At 34.6% G+C, this 18987-nt stretch carries 23 protein-coding genes; 16 read left to right on the top strand and 7 right to left on the bottom strand.

Annotated features, from left to right (window positions below):
- Positions 1–157: 157 nt before the first annotated feature.
- Positions 158–523 carry a YugN family protein gene (locus C7437_RS05815; protein ID WP_111438673.1) on the bottom strand — a complete coding sequence of 122 codons (366 nt, stop codon included), beginning with the start codon at positions 521–523 and terminating at the stop codon, positions 158–160.
- A 151-nt stretch (positions 524–674) separates the two neighbouring features.
- On the opposite strand from C7437_RS05815, the gene C7437_RS05810 reads away from it, so the two are divergent.
- Positions 675–1748 carry a CAP domain-containing protein gene (locus C7437_RS05810; protein ID WP_111438672.1) on the top strand — a complete coding sequence of 358 codons (1074 nt, stop codon included), beginning with the start codon at positions 675–677 and terminating at the stop codon, positions 1746–1748.
- Here the strand turns inward: C7437_RS05810 and C7437_RS05805 are convergent, their stop codons facing one another.
- Positions 1749–2480, bottom strand: coding sequence for an amino acid kinase family protein (locus C7437_RS05805; protein ID WP_111439007.1), 732 nt, complete (start codon positions 2478–2480; stop codon positions 1749–1751).
- Between the two features lie 156 nt (positions 2481–2636).
- Here C7437_RS05805 and C7437_RS05800 point away from each other — a divergent pair, with 156 nt between their 5' ends.
- The gene (locus C7437_RS05800) at positions 2637–4049 is read left to right on the top strand and encodes a UDP-N-acetylmuramoyl-L-alanyl-D-glutamate--2,6-diaminopimelate ligase (RefSeq protein ID WP_170122325.1); all 1413 of its coding nucleotides are present in this window, start codon (positions 2637–2639) and stop codon (positions 4047–4049) included.
- Here the strand turns inward: C7437_RS05800 and C7437_RS05795 are convergent.
- On the bottom strand, positions 3998–4495 hold the full coding sequence (locus C7437_RS05795; protein ID WP_111438670.1) for a PaaI family thioesterase: 498 nt from the start codon (positions 4493–4495) through the stop codon (positions 3998–4000). The two genes, C7437_RS05800 and C7437_RS05795, sit on opposite strands and share 52 nt — an antisense overlap.
- 82 nt (positions 4496–4577) lie before the next feature.
- On the opposite strand from C7437_RS05795, the gene C7437_RS05790 reads away from it, so the two are divergent.
- Positions 4578–5027, top strand: a complete 450-nt coding sequence (locus tag C7437_RS05790; RefSeq protein ID WP_111438669.1) for a YlbF/YmcA family competence regulator — start codon at positions 4578–4580, stop codon at positions 5025–5027.
- A 72-nt stretch (positions 5028–5099) separates the two neighbouring features.
- Here C7437_RS05790 and C7437_RS05785 read toward each other — a convergent pair whose 3' ends face one another.
- Positions 5100–6002, bottom strand: coding sequence for a glycerophosphodiester phosphodiesterase family protein (locus C7437_RS05785; RefSeq protein ID WP_111438668.1), 903 nt, complete (start codon positions 6000–6002; stop codon positions 5100–5102).
- 134 nt (positions 6003–6136) lie between these two features.
- Here C7437_RS05785 and C7437_RS05780 point away from each other — a divergent pair, with 134 nt between their 5' ends.
- Positions 6137–6409, top strand: a complete 273-nt coding sequence (locus C7437_RS05780) for a YlbG family protein (RefSeq protein ID WP_111438667.1) — start codon at positions 6137–6139, stop codon at positions 6407–6409.
- On the opposite strand, the gene C7437_RS05775 is transcribed toward C7437_RS05780, so the two are convergent.
- A complete protein-coding gene (locus C7437_RS05775; protein WP_111438666.1) occupies positions 6391–6801 on the bottom strand; it encodes a DUF7147 family protein in 411 nt (136 codons plus the stop codon). The two genes, C7437_RS05780 and C7437_RS05775, sit on opposite strands and share 19 nt — an antisense overlap.
- 52 nt (positions 6802–6853) lie before the next feature.
- On the opposite strand from C7437_RS05775, the gene C7437_RS05770 reads away from it, so the two are divergent.
- From C7437_RS05770 to coaD, 3 genes are read left to right on the top strand one after another with little or no spacing between them, the layout of a single operon-like run.
- Positions 6854–8272 (top strand): hypothetical protein, encoded by a 1419-nt coding sequence (locus C7437_RS05770; protein ID WP_111438665.1) that lies wholly within the window; start codon positions 6854–6856, stop codon positions 8270–8272.
- A 16-nt stretch (positions 8273–8288) separates the two neighbouring features.
- The gene (gene rsmD, locus C7437_RS05765) at positions 8289–8855 is read left to right on the top strand and encodes a 16S rRNA (guanine(966)-N(2))-methyltransferase RsmD (protein ID WP_111438664.1); all 567 of its coding nucleotides are present in this window, start codon (positions 8289–8291) and stop codon (positions 8853–8855) included.
- Between the two features lies 1 nt (position 8856).
- A complete protein-coding gene (coaD, locus tag C7437_RS05760; RefSeq protein WP_111438663.1) occupies positions 8857–9342 on the top strand; it encodes a pantetheine-phosphate adenylyltransferase in 486 nt (161 codons plus the stop codon).
- Positions 9343–9772: 430 nt separating this feature from the next.
- On the opposite strand, the gene C7437_RS05755 is transcribed toward coaD, so the two are convergent.
- The gene (locus C7437_RS05755) at positions 9773–10648 is read right to left on the bottom strand and encodes a hypothetical protein (RefSeq protein WP_111438662.1); all 876 of its coding nucleotides are present in this window, start codon (positions 10646–10648) and stop codon (positions 9773–9775) included.
- A gap of 121 nt (positions 10649–10769) precedes the next feature.
- Here C7437_RS05755 and C7437_RS05750 point away from each other — a divergent pair, with 121 nt between their 5' ends.
- Positions 10770–11822, top strand: a complete 1053-nt coding sequence (locus tag C7437_RS05750; protein ID WP_111438661.1) for a SepM family pheromone-processing serine protease — start codon at positions 10770–10772, stop codon at positions 11820–11822.
- A 4-nt stretch (positions 11823–11826) separates the two neighbouring features.
- Here C7437_RS05750 and C7437_RS05745 read toward each other — a convergent pair whose 3' ends face one another.
- Entirely contained in the window at positions 11827–13038 is a 1212-nt protein-coding gene (locus C7437_RS05745) for a nucleotidyltransferase (RefSeq protein ID WP_111438660.1), read from the bottom strand.
- A gap of 124 nt (positions 13039–13162) precedes the next feature.
- Between C7437_RS05745 and C7437_RS05740 the strand changes: the two genes are divergently transcribed.
- The 8 genes from C7437_RS05740 to C7437_RS17440 all read left to right on the top strand — a co-directional run bounded on the left by C7437_RS05740 (position 13163) and on the right by C7437_RS17440 (position 18883).
- Positions 13163–13696 (top strand): YceD family protein, encoded by a 534-nt coding sequence (locus tag C7437_RS05740; protein WP_111438659.1) that lies wholly within the window; start codon positions 13163–13165, stop codon positions 13694–13696.
- 24 nt (positions 13697–13720) lie between these two features.
- On the top strand, positions 13721–13894 hold the full coding sequence (gene rpmF / locus C7437_RS05735) for a 50S ribosomal protein L32 (protein WP_111438658.1): 174 nt from the start codon (positions 13721–13723) through the stop codon (positions 13892–13894).
- Between the two features lie 91 nt (positions 13895–13985).
- Positions 13986–14747: an enoyl-CoA hydratase/isomerase family protein gene (locus C7437_RS05730; protein WP_111438657.1), complete on the top strand. Its 762-nt coding sequence runs from the start codon at positions 13986–13988 to the stop codon at positions 14745–14747.
- Positions 14748–14815: 68 nt separating this feature from the next.
- Positions 14816–15196 (top strand): transcriptional regulator, encoded by a 381-nt coding sequence (locus tag C7437_RS05725; protein ID WP_170122324.1) that lies wholly within the window; start codon positions 14816–14818, stop codon positions 15194–15196.
- 435 nt (positions 15197–15631) lie between these two features.
- Positions 15632–15844, top strand: coding sequence for a biotin/lipoyl-containing protein (locus tag C7437_RS05720; protein WP_111438655.1), 213 nt, complete (start codon positions 15632–15634; stop codon positions 15842–15844).
- A 163-nt stretch (positions 15845–16007) separates the two neighbouring features.
- Positions 16008–17549, top strand: a complete 1542-nt coding sequence (locus C7437_RS05715; protein ID WP_111438654.1) for an acyl-CoA carboxylase subunit beta — start codon at positions 16008–16010, stop codon at positions 17547–17549.
- 73 nt (positions 17550–17622) lie between these two features.
- Positions 17623–18513, top strand: a complete 891-nt coding sequence (locus C7437_RS05710) for a ketopantoate reductase family protein (RefSeq protein ID WP_111438653.1) — start codon at positions 17623–17625, stop codon at positions 18511–18513.
- A 1-nt stretch (position 18514) separates the two neighbouring features.
- Entirely contained in the window at positions 18515–18883 is a 369-nt protein-coding gene (locus C7437_RS17440) for a DUF3397 domain-containing protein (protein WP_425450556.1), read from the top strand.
- The last annotated feature ends 104 nt before the right edge of the window (positions 18884–18987 follow it).

The following is an 18987-nucleotide window of genomic DNA, read 5'->3' as shown; positions in this document are numbered from 1 at the left end:
GTCTGTTAGTAACGCCAAATCCTCTGGTATAATACACTTGCGGCTGGTCGAACAAGTTCTTTTAAAAGATTATCCACATATCTAATTCTTCTAGTTTTCTAAGTAGTAAAAAACGTTAGAGAGTATATCTCTAACGTTTCCAAACTCATCTTTTTACTTAAGCATTAATTTTAAAACTCGCTAAATCAGTTTTTAAAGTAGCTAAAGTTTGTTCACACGATTTTAATAAATGATTTGGGAATACTTCCCCTTCACCATACTCTACACCATGTGGGTAGTAGTGTTTACCAATTGCAGGTTTTAGTAATGTGATATTAGCATCATGTGCTCCAACATCACCATCTTTTGTGAAACCAAATACTCGAAGATAGAATGTGCCTTCTTTTATTTCAAATTTCTTGTCATAAGTTACACGTTCGTAATCCCATTGACCTGCACGAACTAAACCATTTTTCTTCATAAGGTCATCTAATAAATTTAGATCAATGACAGTGTTTTCAATACCTGTGTTTTCGAAATACAATGAAATGTCCTCCTTCACGTTCAATTACCATTAATATGTTCTTACTAATATTAATTCAAATTTGAAAATGTTGCAATGGTAACATTGTGTCTATACGTAGAAGCTTGTTATACTAGTGTGAAGAGGATTAAACATTAGGGAGTAAAACTACATGAAAAATCTATTTCGAATTTTAGCTACTGTAGCAATTATACTGGTTATTTTTATTTACTTTGATAATCCAGTTAAGGAAAATGAAACCCTTACAGGTAAGAATAATTCGGAACAGGTTATTACTCAAAATACATCTGAAATGGAAGAGTCAAATAATATATTTACTAGACCAAAAACTGGAGTCTCTACTCTTATAGGAAAATCTACAAGTGAGGTTACGAAAACACTAGGGAAACCCACTCGGATTGAACCAACTGTGTTTGGATATGAATGGTGGGTTTATAATAATTCTTTTTCAACATATCAGTTAATAGGAGTTACAGATGAAACGGTTACTCAGGCATTCATTATTGGGGAAGAAATAGACGTAACACCTTATAAAATGGGCCAATCATTAGAAGATATTTATCGATTTACACTCGTGCAATCCGAAATCACCATCTCAATTGATAAAAGTACATATACGTTTACGTTAGGTGAAAATGATTTTAATAATAGAATTCTCGTACAATTTGATGGTCTATTTGCTATGTTATATATCGATGAACAAGACGGGAAATTAGATGGAATAAGATTTTTAGATGCTAAAACACTATTAGTACACAAGCCATATGATATTTCTTATGATGGTGAAATGATTGATACTAGTACACCGACATCTACACTACAAGCTTCAGTAGATAGAGCTATTGAAAGACAAATAGTTGAAATAACAAATGTCTTACGCGTAAAACATAATCTTGCGGTTTTAGAAACGGATGTCATTTTGCAACAAATAGCCAGAACACATAGTGAAGAGATGGCTAATAATAATGTTTTAAATGAATCCTTAGAGGCTTCAAAGTTTAGTGATAAGTTAGATGAATATTCTATTGTTTACGATAGTGCTGGAGGGAATACCGCAGCATTCTATATAGATGCAGGTGAAGCTGTTGCAGGTTGGATTAACTCAAAAGATCATAGGAAAACATTGTTTGGAAAAAATTATACTCATATAGGCGTAGGAGTATATGGAAACTATTTTACACAGAACTTTATTCAGAAGCCTAATACGAATGAACAAACGGAATAGTTATTCAATGATCTTAGTACCATCACTTTCTTTATACAGAGATCGGATGTGCAAGGGAACTTTGTGAAGAGCGGCAAATATTGCTGCTCTTTTTTGAATTATTTCAACTGGTTCGATGATTACTTTGTGTAATTCATTGTAAGTCATACTTGGTATTAACTGGGCACCCTGATTGATAAAAGGATCTGATGTCATCACCCCTGGAACATCCTTATAAAATTCTACAAGTTCTGCATTTAGATGATGACCATAAACTACTGCAGTTAAATCGCTTCCACCTCTACCCAACGTGGTGAAATTAGAAGTATATTCAGAGATACCTTGAAATCCGGGTACAACGATACAAGAGTGATCTTTAAATCCTTCCAATAAATGAAAAGTATCCACTTGTAAAATTTCGGCATTTCCATAATCATCATTTGTAAATATTCCTGCTTTTTTACCATATAAGATAGTAGCTGGAATTCCTTCGTTATTTAGTTCTGAACTCAAAACACTGGACGATATTAATTCACCGCATGCAGATAGCAAATCTGCTTCAACACGATTATTCGCATTAGGCATTAGTTCTAATAATGTATCTGTTGCATAATGAGATCCTCTTCTTCCCATAGCAGAAACAACAACAAGCACTTTCTGATGGTCGTTGATAGCTTTTTGTATATGAGCAATGACTCGTTGCCTACTTGTGTAGTTTTGCATGGCAACACCACCATATTTTTGTACAATCATAATTTCCTCCACCTCATTCGTGACATTTCAATCATACTGTTCATACGATACAGGGAATTCGTTTTAATTTATGCGAAAAAACAAGAATGGTGTAGGAAGGGGATAGCCATTTATCCTTTAGAAAAGTTATTAGAAGGCTTAGAGTATACGACGACGATGGATATAAGTAATTTACAAGTGCGCGGGTGTATTGATCATTCCAAGCAAGTTGAACCTGGAGATTTGTTTATTTCACAAACATTTAATAGAGAATTTGTGGATGAGGCAATTCAAAGAGGTGCAGTAGCTGTCTTATCAGAGTTTTTTATCCAGGATTGTTTGGTTCCTCAAATTATTATTCCATCCCAGATGCGAGATTTTATAGACAGGGTGTCAGTACTTACTTATGAAATGTATGGGAAAGATTTGAAGGTGATTGGTGTTACAGGAACAAATGGGAAAACAACGGTAACATCATTTATTGGACAGCTATTAATGCAACAACAAAAGTCAGTATGTGTTATTGGGACACTGGGTGTGTATGTCAATGGGGTAAGGATATCTAAATTAATGAGAAGTAATACCACGTTGCCGTTTTTTGATTTGATACAAGTAGTGAAATATTGTTTCGAACAGGAAGTTCAGTTTATTGTGTTAGAAGCTTCTTCTCAAGGCTTACTCGATTATCGTTTAGGTGGCTACCCTATTGATATTGGGGTGTTTTTAAATATAGGTAGGGACCATCTTGAATTTCACGGTGGAATGGTTCCATATAAAAAATCTAAAGAATTACTCGCGCATCAGGCTAAACAACTAGTTATTAACGCAAATGATGAATGGTGCCAATCAGTTGCAGACAAAGCCATCCAATCCGTTTATTTTTTTGGCGACGATACTAATAATGATGTCGTATTTGAAACAACTGATTTCAAACAACAAAATACAATCTATTCGTTTTTAGTAAAAAAACAGCAACTAAAAGTGAAGATGAAAAATAGTGGATATTATAATGGACTAAATTTAGCAGCGGCACTCGCGGTATTAGCTTCACTCGACATATTACCTAATGAAATAAAAGACGTGACGCTTCCTAAAGGAAGATTAGAACAAATCGGTAATAACTTTAACGTGGAGGTTTTAGTGGACTATGCGCATACTCCAGATGCGTTAGAAGCCAGTTTATCAGCTGTAGCTTCATTTGCAGAAAAGAATGTGTTTGTTGTTTTTGGTTGTGGGGGAAATCGAGATAGAAAAAAAAGAAAAGAGATGGGAGAGGTTGCTTTAAAATATGCAACAAAAGCAATTATTACTTCAGATAATCCTAGAGACGAACAACCCGAAGCGATTATTGCAGAGATCGTAAAAGGGTTGAACCCAACTAAAATAATGATCGAAAAAGATCGAAAAACAGCGATTATATTAGCATTATCCATTGCAAGAAAAGGAGATATTGTTTTAATAGCAGGAAAGGGACATGAACAAGAACAAATTATTAATGGTCAAGTTGCCCCTTTTTCTGATCAAGAAGTTGTACGGAATTATTTCGAAGAACTTGGTGGTGTAATAACAAAAAATGACCCTGTAGCATGAGCAACCTTTTTTCCATCAGGCTGAGTCACTGTGCAGGTTAATACTAATGTTTGTCTACCTTTATGTAAATATGTAGCTGTTGCAATTAATGATTTAGCAGTGGAAGCACGTAAATAATGAACGGTCATATTGGTCGTAACAGCTCCTTTGCCTTCTGAATGCAAATCCTTATTTACAAGGAATCCCATTGCATTATCTGCTAAAGTTGCAATAATTCCACCATGTGGCATATCGAAATTATTATAAGAAAGTGGAGTTATTGGTAGTGTGATAATGCAGCAATCATCTTCGTATTTTGTATCGAAATCAAAAGTAGCATTTAGATAATTAGGTGCTTCTTTTTGTTGCATTTTTTGTATGCCTTTTAGAAAGTTATTTATTAAATCAAGTTCCACCTGATTAGCATTTTCAGTTACTTCTTGCATCAATGTTTGTAATTTATTCATTAATTTTACTCCTGTCGATAAGATATTTGATTAACAATTATTTTCAATTTCTGTTATTATTAAATGGATCGGGGGTAGTTAAATGATAATGACAAATGAATGGGTAACTATTATGGATCATTCAGATGATCTATGTAAAATGGTGCTTTCCTCTGAACAGTTTAATCAATACTTTCTAGCACATAGTGCTGTATATACAAATTCCAATCTAGTTAGTGAAATTAATCGTTTCTCTAAACTGAAAGACCAATACGAAGAGGTTCAACGATTCGGAAAATATCATCCAGATTACTCAGTAGTTATGAAGGATATTCGAGTAACCAAAAGAAATTTGGATATGGTAGATGAAATTGCAGAGCTAAAAGTTGCTGAAAACGACTTACAGGACTTATTAGATGAAGTAAGTTTATTAGTTGGTAAATCTGTTTCAGAAGGTGTAAAAGTACCAGTAAGTAATCCGTTTTTTGGTTCTAGTGATTCAAGTTGCGGAACTGGATGTGGAACTGGTGGATCTTGTTCTTGTTCTGCTTAAGAACAGTGCTTGATTAAGTTAGTAAAATAAAAGGATGTGTGCAAAAGCTTAATGGCTTTACACACATCCTTTTTAGTCTAGTTTTAATGCTTCGATTGCCAAATCAGGTCGATCTGTAATTATCCCTTTTGCTCCATTCTTTAGTAGCCTTTTCATCATCACCGGATCATTTATCGTCCAGTAATGCACTGGAATATTTAGTGATGATAAAAACTGAATAAAGCTAGCATGATCAAGTGGAAATCCATTTGATTTAATTGGAAGTTGAAAGACATCTGCTTTTGGATGATATAAATGTTTGAACTGACTGGTATAAGCAGTATAAGCCTTTAATACTTCTCTTTCACCTGCACCAAGTGCAACATTATTTTGTGCATACAAATTAAAACGATCAATTTGTTCATCATAGAAGCTTGTTACAATTACTCGTTTAAAAGCTTGTTTTTCTTCTATTAGTCTCCAGAGCTTGGAAGGCATTAAGCTTCCTTCGTAAGTTTGAGGAGAATCTTTTATATCCATACTAATTAGCATTTGTGGGTATAATTCCAGTAAATCATCAAGTGTCATTATTTGTTGGCCTTTATCTCTAAAAGAGTGTTCTCCATCCAAGCTGATAAAGTGATACCCTAAGTCAGCTACTTTCAGTTGTTCCAATGTATAGTCAGCTACTTTTCCTGAAAAGTTTGTTACACGTTCTAATGTTTCATCATGGAAAACAATAATTTCTTCATCTTTTGTCAGTCGTAGGTCAATCTCAAAACCATGGACTCCCAATTTAGCAGCATTTTCAAATGAAATAGGAGAATTTTCGGGAGCAAGTGCCATGCCTCCTCGATGGGCAAGGATGATCGGTTGTTCATATTTTAATGCCTCATGGTTTAAACGACTTCGAGGTTTAGAAATTGCTTTAGAACTAGCCCAAGCTGCTCCAGTAACTGCCGCAATCGCAATGGCTACATTTGTTTTTTTCCCCATTAAACTGTTTTCCTCCTTTTTCATGAAAGGTTTTCCTTATTATATCTAAACGATACATAACTGTCAGCTACTTGTTGTTGCTATCAATTTCAAGCATATGTTATTCTTGAAGTGAAGAAACGAGGGGAAGAAGAATGACAGAAAGGCAAGGATTAGTTGTCTATGTGCATCACTTAAAACAAGCCAAATCACTTAGGAAATATGGACATGTACATTTTATATCTAAAAGATTAAAGTATGTTGTGTTGTATTGTGATCAAGATCAAATAGAAATTGCTAAACAAAAGATGAAAAAGTTACCATTTGTCAAAGAAATATTAGTGTCTTATCGTCCATTTTTAAAAACGGAATATGAAAACAGTAAACCAGATAAAGCAAAAGAATATGACTACAAAATCGGGTTATAATTATTTATTTCTAATGGTGGTATGAAATGATTTAGACGTAAAATGCCTATTAAATATTGATAGAAAAGTTCACTATCTGCAAATGATGAAGAGTGTCTAATATCCAAATGTACTGCTTTCAATTGGAGCTCATCTAAGGTTTCTATAAAATGCGAGAGTCTTTTAGAAATCGGTTGTACATTTGGGATACCTTCGCTACACATATATATTGGGAAAAAGTTAGCGGCATTTGTTGGTTTTAGGGCAATAGCAATGGAATGATATTCCTTACCATCTTTTTTTGATGAAAAGATAAATGCCCGATGAATGCGATCTTTGTTTACCCGAGCTTGTTCGCAAAGTTCATAAATATCTCCGTAGCCTTTACCAAGTTCAATAATTCGTTGAATCAAAAAAAACACATCCTTTCCAAACTATCTTACCACTTTGTTGGAGGACAATTCTATGAAATTTGTTATAAGTTTTTTATTCTTGATACTCGTTGTAGTAAATAGTGTTCTCCTGTTATTTCAATATCAAGTTTATTCCACAAGCTTAGCAGAGGATGAACCGTCTTATTCATATGAACAAGAAATAGAAGTGAAACTAAAAGAAAATAAAATGATTATTAAGCAGCATTTTGCTAATTTACCCAAAGAAGAAATGGATATTTTATGGCCTATTAATAGTGAAAATAGAAGCTGTGAGTTAAATACAAGCGATGGTTGTAATCGCTTAATAGAAGATTTATCTGCTTTTGCAGCGGGAGAGACAAAAAGACAAAGTATTTCGTTTGAAATTCCAATACCAGAAGGGCTTGTAGATGGAAAAGTTTTTTCTGGACTATTCGCCAAACTAGATCAAGGTGGAGTTTCTTATACAACGCTACATATTACGGATGCACTTAAAAGAGGTGGCATGTGGGTAAGCGGTCTTCCGATGGTCGGTACTACATCACTTGAGCTAATTGACTATTCGCTAGCATATGGAACTGGGGCTGTTACGGAATTATTTTGGCAAAAAGATGATGTCCCTTTAATTTATGAAGATGATTATTTTACTATTTATTCAGCAAAAGATATTCCTTCAGAATGGAAGGAGCAGCTAGGAAAAGTACATATTCCAGGTAGTGAGCATGTTTCCGTTTTATTGAATAATAATAATAAAATCAATTCATCCAGAATAGTAACTATTTCTGCGGGTGATAGACCATCCTTAGAAAGAGAATTACTACATCGAAATGTAAGAGAAGTATATGGGTTAGGGAATGATCAAACCATAATAGTAGATGTCATTAGCAGTTTTTTACTTAATCAACCAATAGGATCTGGAAAAGCAACTGCTATGTATGAAGCATTGAATAATTATTTCACTTCTGAACAATTAGCTGAATGGAATATATTGCTAGAGAATCAAAAGAATAGTCAGCTTAATGCAGAACGGTTAGATCAACTTTTAGAAGAAATTTTCGCTTTAAAAACATCTTTCTTTACTCAAAATGTTCAAGAAGGTGTGGAATATTTTCCATTATTGTTTGAAGATTTAAGAGCAGTCTATATAAACGAGTTGAAACAAGAAAAAATAAGTGTAATTTTAAAAGATAGTAAAGTACTATATGATTTAGAACCATTACTTTCTGAACTGGGCTATACTTTAGAAGTGACAGATGATGGACTGTATATACAAAATGATAAAAGAGCATTCCGATTTCCTATTCAAGAGCCTTTTTATGTGTTAAATAAGAAAAGATACGATACGATTTCAGAACCAATTGAAAAAATTGGGTCTCGATTTTATGTGGAAGAAACATGGATGATTCGTTTATTTTTAGTTGAAATTGAAAAACAAGAGAAACAAATCAATATTACAAAAGCTATCTTTTAAAGCTAGGAGAAATCGTATGAGAGTAATAGCAGGATCTAGAAAGGGTTTACCTTTAAAGGCAGTTCCAGGTACAAATACAAGGCCTACAACAGACAAAGTGAAAGAATCTATTTTTAATATGATTGGACCTTATTTTGATGGTGGGCTAGCAGTCGACTTATTTGCAGGAAGTGGTAATTTGGGGATTGAAGCATTGAGTAGAGGGATTGACTCGTGTATATTTGTTGAAAAAGAACAAAAAGCAATGCAAACAATTATGGAAAACCTTAAAAAATGTCGATTAGAAGAATATAGTGAAGTTTTTAAAATTGATGCAATGCGTGCAGTGAAAGCAATTGATAAACGTGAACTTCAAATTGATTTATTATTTATGGATCCTCCATATAACAAGGTGGAATTTTATGATTTTGCAAAAAAGCTAGTAGAGAGTGGTCGCATGAAGGATACAGGAATTATTGTATGTGAGCATGACAAATTTGTTAAACTAGATGAGGATTTCGGGACTTTTGCGTTAGCTCGTAAAGAAACATATAGTGGTACAAATATTTCTATTTACCGCAAACGAATTGAAGAGGAGAATTAATTTGTCTAAACTTGCAGTCGTACCAGGAAGCTTTGACCCAATAACGAATGGACACTTAGATATCATTAACCGAGGAGCAGCCATTTTCGGAGAAGTAAATGTAGTAGTTCTTAATAATTCATCTAAACAATCACTTTTTTCCATAGAAGAGAGAATGAAATTGATTAAGGATGCAACAGCACATTTGCCTAACGTGAAAGTGGACACTTTTTCTGGGCTCTTAATGGATTATGCAGCGAGTGTAAAAGCAAGTGCAATTATCCGTGGCCTTCGTGCAGTATCGGATTTCGAATACGAAATGCAAATTACTTCCATGAACCGTTTGTTGAATCCTGAAATTGAAACATTTTTTATTATGACAAGAAACCAGTATTCTTTCCTAAGCTCTAGTATTGTCAAAGAAGTAGCGAAATACGGGGGGGACATTGGAAAACTTGTCCCACAGCATGTGGAGAAGGCATTAAGGGCTAAGTATGGCACGAACTAATTTTGTAACATGAGAGTGTACAGTTTGTCAGATTACAATTTAATTTAAAAGAGAAATGGCTTAAGAAAGTGACTACGTTACTTTCTTAAGCCATTTCTCTTTTTAGTAATTGTTTAACTTATGGCTGTCTACTACTCTCCAAAAATAAATGTAATCATGTCTAAGAATCAAATGCTCCGAGAGTTTGTGGCTAAAAGAAGAAAGCACTCCTCAAACGAACCTATCAAAAAAATACTTCCAAACCTCAAAAATGCCCAAACCTCACATACGACATATTTTAAAATAAGTACAAAAACAGTAGAAAAGTCTCTTTTGGCACTTATTTTCGGATAAGTCGTGTAGTCATTTTGCTAAATTTTATAAATCATGATTAGAAAATTAAATCGGCAAAGTCCCTGTGGCAAAATGGTGCTTCCGCTTTTCTCATTGTCTAAAACAAAAAGAAAAGCGGGATAATGAGCATGTGTAAAAAACGAAAGAGGATATATGGTCGGATAGAGATTTTTGCTTTTTGGGCAAGAATAATGATTTGCATGTGAATGCTAATTCCACTGAAAGCGACGATTAATGAAATGATTACTGGTAACAGTGATTGACCAGATAATATATCTCCAGCTAGACTAATGCCTCCTGTCATTTCAAAAAAGGAAGCGATAAAAACTAATAACAGAGGAGAAATGCTAGGATAGATTTCTTTAACCGATTCAAACACGATAATACTAATTGTCGTGAAAAAAACAACGGTAGTTCCGATAAGTAAAAGAATTTGAGAAGTTTCCTTAATACTTTCTTGAAAAGGAGAAGTAGATAATTTCACTTGATTTTGATTCATCTGAATTGGATCCGAAAATAAGATGAACAATAAAAGAAATATAATATTAAAGACGTGAATGATGACTAATAATTTCAAACCTGCAACTTCAGCATGAAAAATTTCAATTCCAACAAATCCAATGACAAACATCGGACTAGGTGCGTGACAAATCGCTAGCAACCAACTAGCATTACGGGCATTTAAGCTACCTATTTCTTTTAGAGAGGAAATAATGGCCGCTCCTCCAGGAAAGCCTCCTAGAGTGCTTAAAAGATAGATATTCGCATATAATTTAAGTTTATTATTACTTTTTAAAAAAGTTTTTTGTGTTCGTATAAATAACTGGGTAATTACTAAATAGGGAAGCAAGTATGGGAGAAGAGCAGTAGTGAAAATACGCATACCTTCCATTGCACCTCTGTGTGCTGTACCTGGTTGTAAAAAAAGTAGTACAATTAGTGCCCAACTTGCTACTGTAACAATTTTATGCAACCTACTTCATCCTTTTTATGTCATTAGTTTTGTCAGAAAAATAACGGAGTGTTAAACTAATTTTTACCGAATAGAAAAGTATATGCTTCATACAGAAATACATGAAATGGAGGAAGAATTTATGAAGAATAGAAAGTCAATCCTTGTATTTCTATTGGTACTAATTGCTGCTTTAAGCTTTTATCCAATGGAATCTTATATTTCCAAACCAGGAGGAGCTTATGAACTAACTCCATTTGTAGATGTGGATGGTGGAGACGAAAATGATGAAGGAACTATGAGTTTACTAACTATTGCATTGGCAAAAGCAACTCCTCTTACATATGCATACGCGAAAATGGTAAACAATCAAAAAATTTACGAAGCTAACGAGATTAGAAATGAAGATGAAGATGAAAAAGAATATAATGTTCGTCAATTAAAGCTTATGTCTACTTCGCAATTTAATGCTATAACCGTAGCGTTCAATCGTGCAAATTTGCCTTATGAAGTAATCAATCAAGGGATATTTATTTTTAATGTTGTGGAAGATAGTGCTGCAGATGGTGTTTTAGAAGCAGGAGATAAGCTAGTAACAATGGATAAGTTAAATGATTTGACAGAAGAAAAGATTAAAACTTATTTAAGTGATAAAAAGGAAGGGGACATCATTCAACTAACAATTGAAAGAGATGAAAAGGAATTTGAAAAGGAAGTTACGTTAAAAACGGTTCCTGGAGTCTTGGATAAACCTGGAATAGGGATTTCTTATACGCAAGATAAAATCGTTGAAACTTCGCCAGTAGTACATATAAATTCCGAAGAAATAGGTGGGCCATCAGCTGGACTCATGTTCACATTAGAAATCTTAAACCAATTATTACCAGAGGATATTTCGAAAGGCTATCATATTGCAGGCACTGGAGGAATAGAATCAGATGGAACGGTAGGCCGTATAGGTGGAATTGACTTAAAAGTAATTGCCGCTGACCGAGAAGAAATGGATTTTATGTTTGCTCCAGATGATGAAATTGATTCTGCAATATTAGCGAATAATCCAGGTCTTACATCAAATTATGAAGAAGCATTAAAATCTGCAAAAAAAATAGGCACATCAATGAAAATTGTGCCTGTTAAAACGATAGATGATGCACTTGCGTATTTAGAACAATTAGAACCGAAAACAACTAAATAATTAATTAATAAATGATTGGTTTGGTGCTATAGTCACTTCCAATCATTTGATGACTAATAGTGGATTGTAAACCAGCATAATATAAATTAGCTGCTTTAATGTCCATTTGAAGTAAAGGATCTTTACTTGCAGCTACTCTACTAACTAAAGGGAGCTGCAAGTCTTTTTTTATGGAATTTAAATAAGTTTGTCCATTTTTACTCATTCCTAAAGGTCGTAAATAAGTCGGGAAATTGACTTCCGCTAATTGTTCCCATGTAAATCCTGTGAAAATATGAGTGAGCATTCTTTGAATACGTGTCCATGTATACCGTTTAGATTTAATAGTATGCATAAAAGTCTCAAATTGTTCACATTTAACTGCCGCATTCCAAATGGCATTTTCCATGCCTTCAGTAACTTCCGCATAATTAGCTAGCTGTTCTTTCGAATGTCTTAAAATTGTAAATCGAAGAAGCGGCCAAAATCGGTCCCAGCTTCCAAAGGTGTGGTGAGTATTAGTCCATTCTGTTAACTGTTGAAAACTTGATTCTGGTAAGAATTTCTGAACTTCCTCTAGATGTTGGTTATCCAATATTAATTTTCGGATACCTGTTGCGCTTGCAATGGTTTCATCTACTTGTGCATCCTCATGGTAGTTTGCCACTATTCGCTGAATCGTTTCAGGTTGGATGGAAGTATTAAATAGTTTAGTGGCTTCTAAGTAATGATACCCTAATATATTATTTGGTTGGGTTAAGTCAAGAAGTGGTTGGGTAGACTCCAGAGAAACAAGTTTATATGCTTCATTCAAAGCTTTAGGATAACTAACTCCTTGTTTCATAAAATTTGAAATAGCTGTATTATATTCTTCCTTTTTGGACGATAATAGACTATAGGTGTGTTGAAAGGCGTTTAAAGTGCCCTCTTCGCTACCGAAACAAAATGACTCACATTTCATCGCATCTAGTAATAAAATAGCTCCTTTGGCGAAATCAGTAGCCTGAGCCGTTGCAAAGGCATAAGGTAACTCAATTACTATATCAACTCCAGCTTTTAGTGCCATTTTCGTTCTAGACCATTTATCGACAAGTGCTGGTTCTCCTCGTTGGAGAAAATTTCCAGACATTACTGCAATGACTACTTCACAATTTGTTTTTTGGCGTGATTGATTAAGGTGATGAAGATGTCCGTTATGAAATGGATTGTATTCTACGACAATTCCTGTGGCTTTCATATTGAAATCAAATCCTTTCTCTTATGTGAGTATAGTGTTAAAATAATCTAGTGACAAGAAATTATCTTGACATCTAATTTCAGTCATTATATAATCAACTTTGTTGTCTTGAGGTGATAATCGTATGAAATGGGCAATTCATCAATTCGCTAAGTATCGCCACGACGGGATGATTGTAGATGAATTCGTTAATCTAAATAATATGATCAAACGAAACCCGGACGTTCGTGATATTTCACCCGTTCATGTAAAAGCGCACTGTACTTTTGGTGCTGCACAAATTACTTGTCGTTTTGAGCTGTCAGGTACTTTGATCTTACCATGTGCTCGCACGTGGGATGATGTAGAGTATCCGTTTGAGATTCAATCTGATGAAATTTTCAGCTGGTCTGAAAACGCATCTGCTGACGGATATGATAATTTTCATATTGTCGAAGGCGATGTAGTTCATGTTGACCCAGTACTAGAAGAACTTGTTCTCCTAGAAATTCCATTGCAAGTGTTTAAAGAAGGTTCCGACCAGTTTAGACATGAAGGTGGAAAAGACTGGTCTTACACAACAGATGAAGAACTAACTGATAAGCAAAAAAATGACGAACCAAAATTAGATCCAAGACTTGCTAATTTAGCTAAGTATTTTGATCGAACAGACGAATAATAGATCTGTAAGGAGGTGCCACCGATGGCAGTACCAGCTAGAAGAACTTCTAAAACTGCAAAAAGAAAGCGTCGTACACATTTCAAGTTATCAGTACCTGGAATGGTCGCTTGTCCAAACTGTGGTGAAATGAAATTGGCTCACCGTATTTGTAAATCTTGCGGTCAATACAAAGGGAAAGAAGTATTGAGCAAATAATTCAGTATTTGTTCTATATAGAAGACTATCAAAGAGACCATGGCTCTTTGGTAGTCTTTTTCTCTACATATTTTTAAAGGGGTGGATTTTATTGACATATTCAATCGAAATCAAAAAAGAAATGTTAATTTTTGAAATTAATAGACCTGCTATTCACAATGCCATAAATGGAGATGTGATGGAAGGGTTTAAACAATTAATAAATAATGTAAAAACAAACGAAGAGATTAAGTTAGTTGTAATTACTGGAGCGGGTGAAAAAACATTTTGTTCTGGCGGTGATTTGGCCGTTTTTCACAAGTTAAAAACAGAAGAAGAGTCATATGGTATGTTAAGTGAAACGGCAAAGATTTTGTATGAATTAGCTACTTTACCAGTACCGACAATTGCGCTTGTAAATGGTACGGCAGTAGGGGGTGGTTGTGAAATTGCGACGCTTTGCGATTTTCGTTTAGTGAAGAAGGATGCTAAATGTGGTTTTATCCAAGGGACATTAGGAATAACATCTGGTTGGGGTGGGGGTACCTACCTTTTTGAAAAAGGCATGAGACATGATTATATTTTACAAATGTTAACAGAAGCTGTTCCTTATTCCACAGATCGGTTAATGTCGATTGGATGGGCTACCGAGATTTATGAAGGGGATAAGTTAAGTGCAGTAAACCAGTTTGCGGAGAAGATGATAATTCCTCATGTAAATGTTCTTAAGGCTTATAAACTTCAGGCTATTCGAAAGTGGGAACAAACAAGGTTATATGATCGAATTATGGATGAAGTGGCAACTTGTTCTGTATTGTGGGCACAAGATGCACATCATGAAGCTGTAGATTCCTTTTTATCGAAAAAGAAGTAGTTTTTAGAGTCTATTTTTATTCCTTTTGCATATAGTATAAAAAAGTGCAAAGGGTGAGAGAATTGACGGTGAAAATTAGAAAGGATAGTTGGTCTTCGGAAGAAGATAATCTTTTAAAAGAGTTAGTTTTGAAAAAAATAGAGCAAGGGCATACTCAGCTGTCCGCTTTTCAAGAAGCTAGCGTTCTATTAGGAAGATCTAAACAAGCTTGTGCTTTTCGGTGGAATAAAAACCTGCGTCCTACTTTAGTTCCAAAAGAAGTTTATCCAAGGGAAGTGCCGGATTCAACGTCCTTGCAAAATCATTTGCAGTTAGCAATGAATAGTTATGATGAGATGAAACAATCCTATGAAGAAATTTTGAAGGCCCATATGTCTTTAAAAAAAGAGTATGAATTACTTGAAAACTGGTTGAAACAAGGCATGACATATATAGGGAAAAGATCTTAGCGAACCTCTTGTGAAAGAGGTTCTTTGATTAAATAAGAAAGTAAAAGAATTTTATTGACTTGGAACACAGGTTGTATGATATTTCTAGATTACTTTGGGCGGGTTCTTAGCTTCTACTTAAAACAAAAAATAACAATAGCAGAGAAAGCGATTGCTTCACTTTCTCTGCTATTGTTATTTTTTGTCATCTTATTAAAATAAGCAGTAAACATTTGAGTTAGCGACTAAGTCACCTTCTCGTCCTTTCTGTAATTTTATAGCTCGCGACTGTCCATTAAATTTTTCACACAAAAAGTATGTACATCTGCTAAAATAAGAGATGTGAAAACAAATATTCCACTATTCTATCAATTTGGTAGATAAGTATTACTAGTGGAGTGTTTTCTAAATCCGTTTAGGGGAATGGATGATTAAACAAAGGGAGGAAGTTATAAAATGAAAAATTTAAAATCTACAATGGCAGGTACAGTATTTACAGTAAACGTAGTAGTGGGGGAAGAAGTAGTAGTCGGACAGGTTGTGTTTGTACTAGAGTCTATGAAAATGGAAATTCCAGTAGAAGCAGAGGTAGCAGGGAAAGTGGCTACAATTATTGTGGGTGAAGGCGATTTTGTTAATGAAGGCGATGTATTACTTACATTTGAATAAAACAACATGCATTAAATAATATATAGCAGTTTAATAAATATCTTTCTTGTAATTATATGGGTTACAGGGGTTGCACTTTTCTAATACTGTCTAGCGCAAGCAGCCTTGCCTGTCGGGGCAGGAATAGGCGCTTGCGCTTTTCTAAATAAGGGGGCTTTACAAAGTGGGAGAAAAAAAGGGCTATAATGAAAGATTAGAAGAAAAGTTAACAACTATTTTTGCGGGTGGACACGCTAAGTATCATGAAAAGATGAATGAGCAAAATAAATTATTTGTCCGGGATCGCTTGGCTCTACTATTTGATGACGGGGAATATATAGAAGATGGTCGTTTTGCAAATGTAGAAGCAGGTGATTTACCGGCAGATGGTGTTGTTACAGCAACGGGTAAAGTAAATGGACAAACAGTCTGTGTCATGGCTAATGACTCTACTGTAAAGGCAGGTTCATGGGGTTCACGCACAGTAGAGAAAATAATTCGTATTCAAGAAATTGCAGAAAAAAATAGAGTGCCAATGTTATATTTAGTAGACTCAGCTGGTGCGCGTATTACCGATCAATTAGATATGTTTCCAAATCGTCGTGGTGCAGGAAGAATTTTTCATAACCAAGTAAGGCTTTCTGGATTTATACCACAAATATGCCTGTTATTTGGACCTTCAGCAGCAGGAGGAGCTTATATTCCTGCATTCTGTGATGTAGTAATCATGGTGGAAGGAAATGCGTCTATGTACTTAGGTTCTCCACGAATGGCGGAAAAAGTAATTGGAGAAAAAGTGACGCTTGAAGAAATGGGTGGAGCACGTATGCACTGTACAGTAAGTGGTGTAGGGGATGTTCTAGTAACTTCTGAGGAAGAAGCAATTGCAGAAGCGAAAAAATATTTAGGTTATTTCCCTGCAAACTATACAGAAAAGCCTAATAAAGTAGAGCCAAAGCAAATAAAAGAAGGAAGATCGTTAGAAGCGATTATTCCTGAAAATCAAAATGCGCCATTTGATATGTACGAAGCAATAGATGCTTTGATTGATGAAGGGTCATTTTTTGACGTAAAAAAATTATTTGCTGCGGAACTTATAACGGGATTTGCCCGAATTGAAGGACAAGCAGTTGGGATAATTGCAAATCAGCCAAAAGTAAAAGGTGGGGTACTTTTTGTGGATTCGGCTGATAAAGCGACTAAATTCATCTCACTTTGTGACGCATTTTCAATTCCGTTACTATTTTTAGCAGACGTTCCAGGATTTATGATTGGAACGAAAGTTGAACGGGCAGGTATCATTCGTCATGGCGCGAAGTTAATTGCGGCAATGAGCTCTGCAACAGTACCTAAAATTTCGGTTATTGTACGCAAAGCATATGGAGCAGGGTTGTATGCAATGGCTGGACCAGCATTTGAACCGGATGTTTGTATTGCACTTCCTACAGCACAAATTGCTGTAATGGGACCAGAAGCTGCTGTTAATGCTGTTTACTCGAATAAGATAGAAGCTATAGAGGATCCAAAAGAGCGAATAAAATTTGTCCAAGAGAAACATGCGGAATATAAAGAAGAAATTGATATTTATAAACTGGCTTCAGAGATGATTATTGATGAAATTGTGTCTCCAAGTGATTTACGCGTCGAACTTTCGAAGCGCCTTCACTATTATGAGAACAAACAGATTTCAGTAGCACCTCGAAAACACCCAGTGCTTCCTGTATAATATAATAAAAATAAGGAGTTGTCTCAAGAATGACTTTGAGACAACTTTTTTTATAAAGTTGAGGGGGATTACTTTGAAAATAGGTATTGTTGGAGCAGGTGCAATAGGGATGTTATTTGGTGCCTATCTGTCACAAGCGAAACATGAAGTTACATTTTTAGTTCGTGATATTAATTTAAATAACCGTTTATACATAGAAAAAGATTTGAATAGTACGGAGCAAATTCACTGTAATCTTGCAAATAACATGGAGTTACTACACTCGATGGACTTAATTATTATTGCTGTAAAGTATCATCATTTAAATAAGTTAAAAGCTGATTTGGATAGATTACCAGTACAAATCCCTCTTTTGTTTATTCAAAATGGCTTACTACATTTAAAATTTATAAATCAATTAAACCAGCATCATATTGCAGTGGGTTCTGTTTTGCATGGTGCAACTAAAGTGAATTCAAATACAGTTCGACATTTAGGTGTAGGTATCACAACAATTGGCGTATATAAAGGCCGATATAAAATGACAAATGAGTTTATACAAAGTAGTTCGAGTGACTTTCCTTTGGAGATTACGAATGACATTGAAAAAGTAGTCCTTCGAAAAGTAGTTTTAAATTGCTTAATAAATCCTTTAACAACGATTGCACAAGTCCCAAATGGAGAATTAGTAAATAACGAGTCTTTTCATACAATCATGCGGAATATATATGAAGAGATCATAGAGGCATTCGGTGAGGATTTTGTAGAATTGTCTTGGGATGCTGTGGTTTTACTCTGTGAAAAAACGAAAAATAATCGTTCATCTATGTTAACGGACTATGAGAATGATAGGGTTATGGAAATTGATACCATTGTAGGTGCACTAATTGGAGAAGCGAAGTTGCGAAATAAAAGATTACCGATTTTGCATACTTTTTATTTATTATTAACGGAGATGAATAGAGTGGGTGAAGATCATCATTAAAATGTTACCGCTTTTCATATTATTTCCTGCAGTATTGTTTATCACAACATTTATTGTAGGGAAATACTTCTTACATAAAAGGAAAAAAGCTCTTGGAATTGCTGTGGATGTAACGACAGTTTTACTTTTTATTTCTGTGTCATATGCATTTTTCTTCGTATTTCAAAAAGATATTATTTTATCTTTGATTATTTGCGCTTTGCTAATAGCGACAGTTTTTACATACATAGATTGGAAAACAAAAAAAGAAATTGAACTTGTTCCGCTTTTTCGAAAAATATGGAGAACTCTATTTCTTTTACTATGCTCAATATATGCCTTTGTTTGTACATCTTTAGTTATCCGATACGTTTTGTTGTATATAAGCTAATAATTTTTACCCGGGTTTGCTAAGTGATATAATTTTAAAATGTTAAGTTGGTGTATAGACGCCAATTATATTTGGCAAGTATTTATAGTAAAGAGGTGGAACAA

The sequence above is a fragment of the Psychrobacillus insolitus genome (genome assembly GCF_003254155.1).
Classification (GTDB): Bacteria; Bacillota; Bacilli; order Bacillales_A; family Planococcaceae; genus Psychrobacillus; species Psychrobacillus insolitus.
Note: the sequence above shows the minus strand (reverse complement) of the source record. Positions and strands in the feature narration are given on the sequence as shown.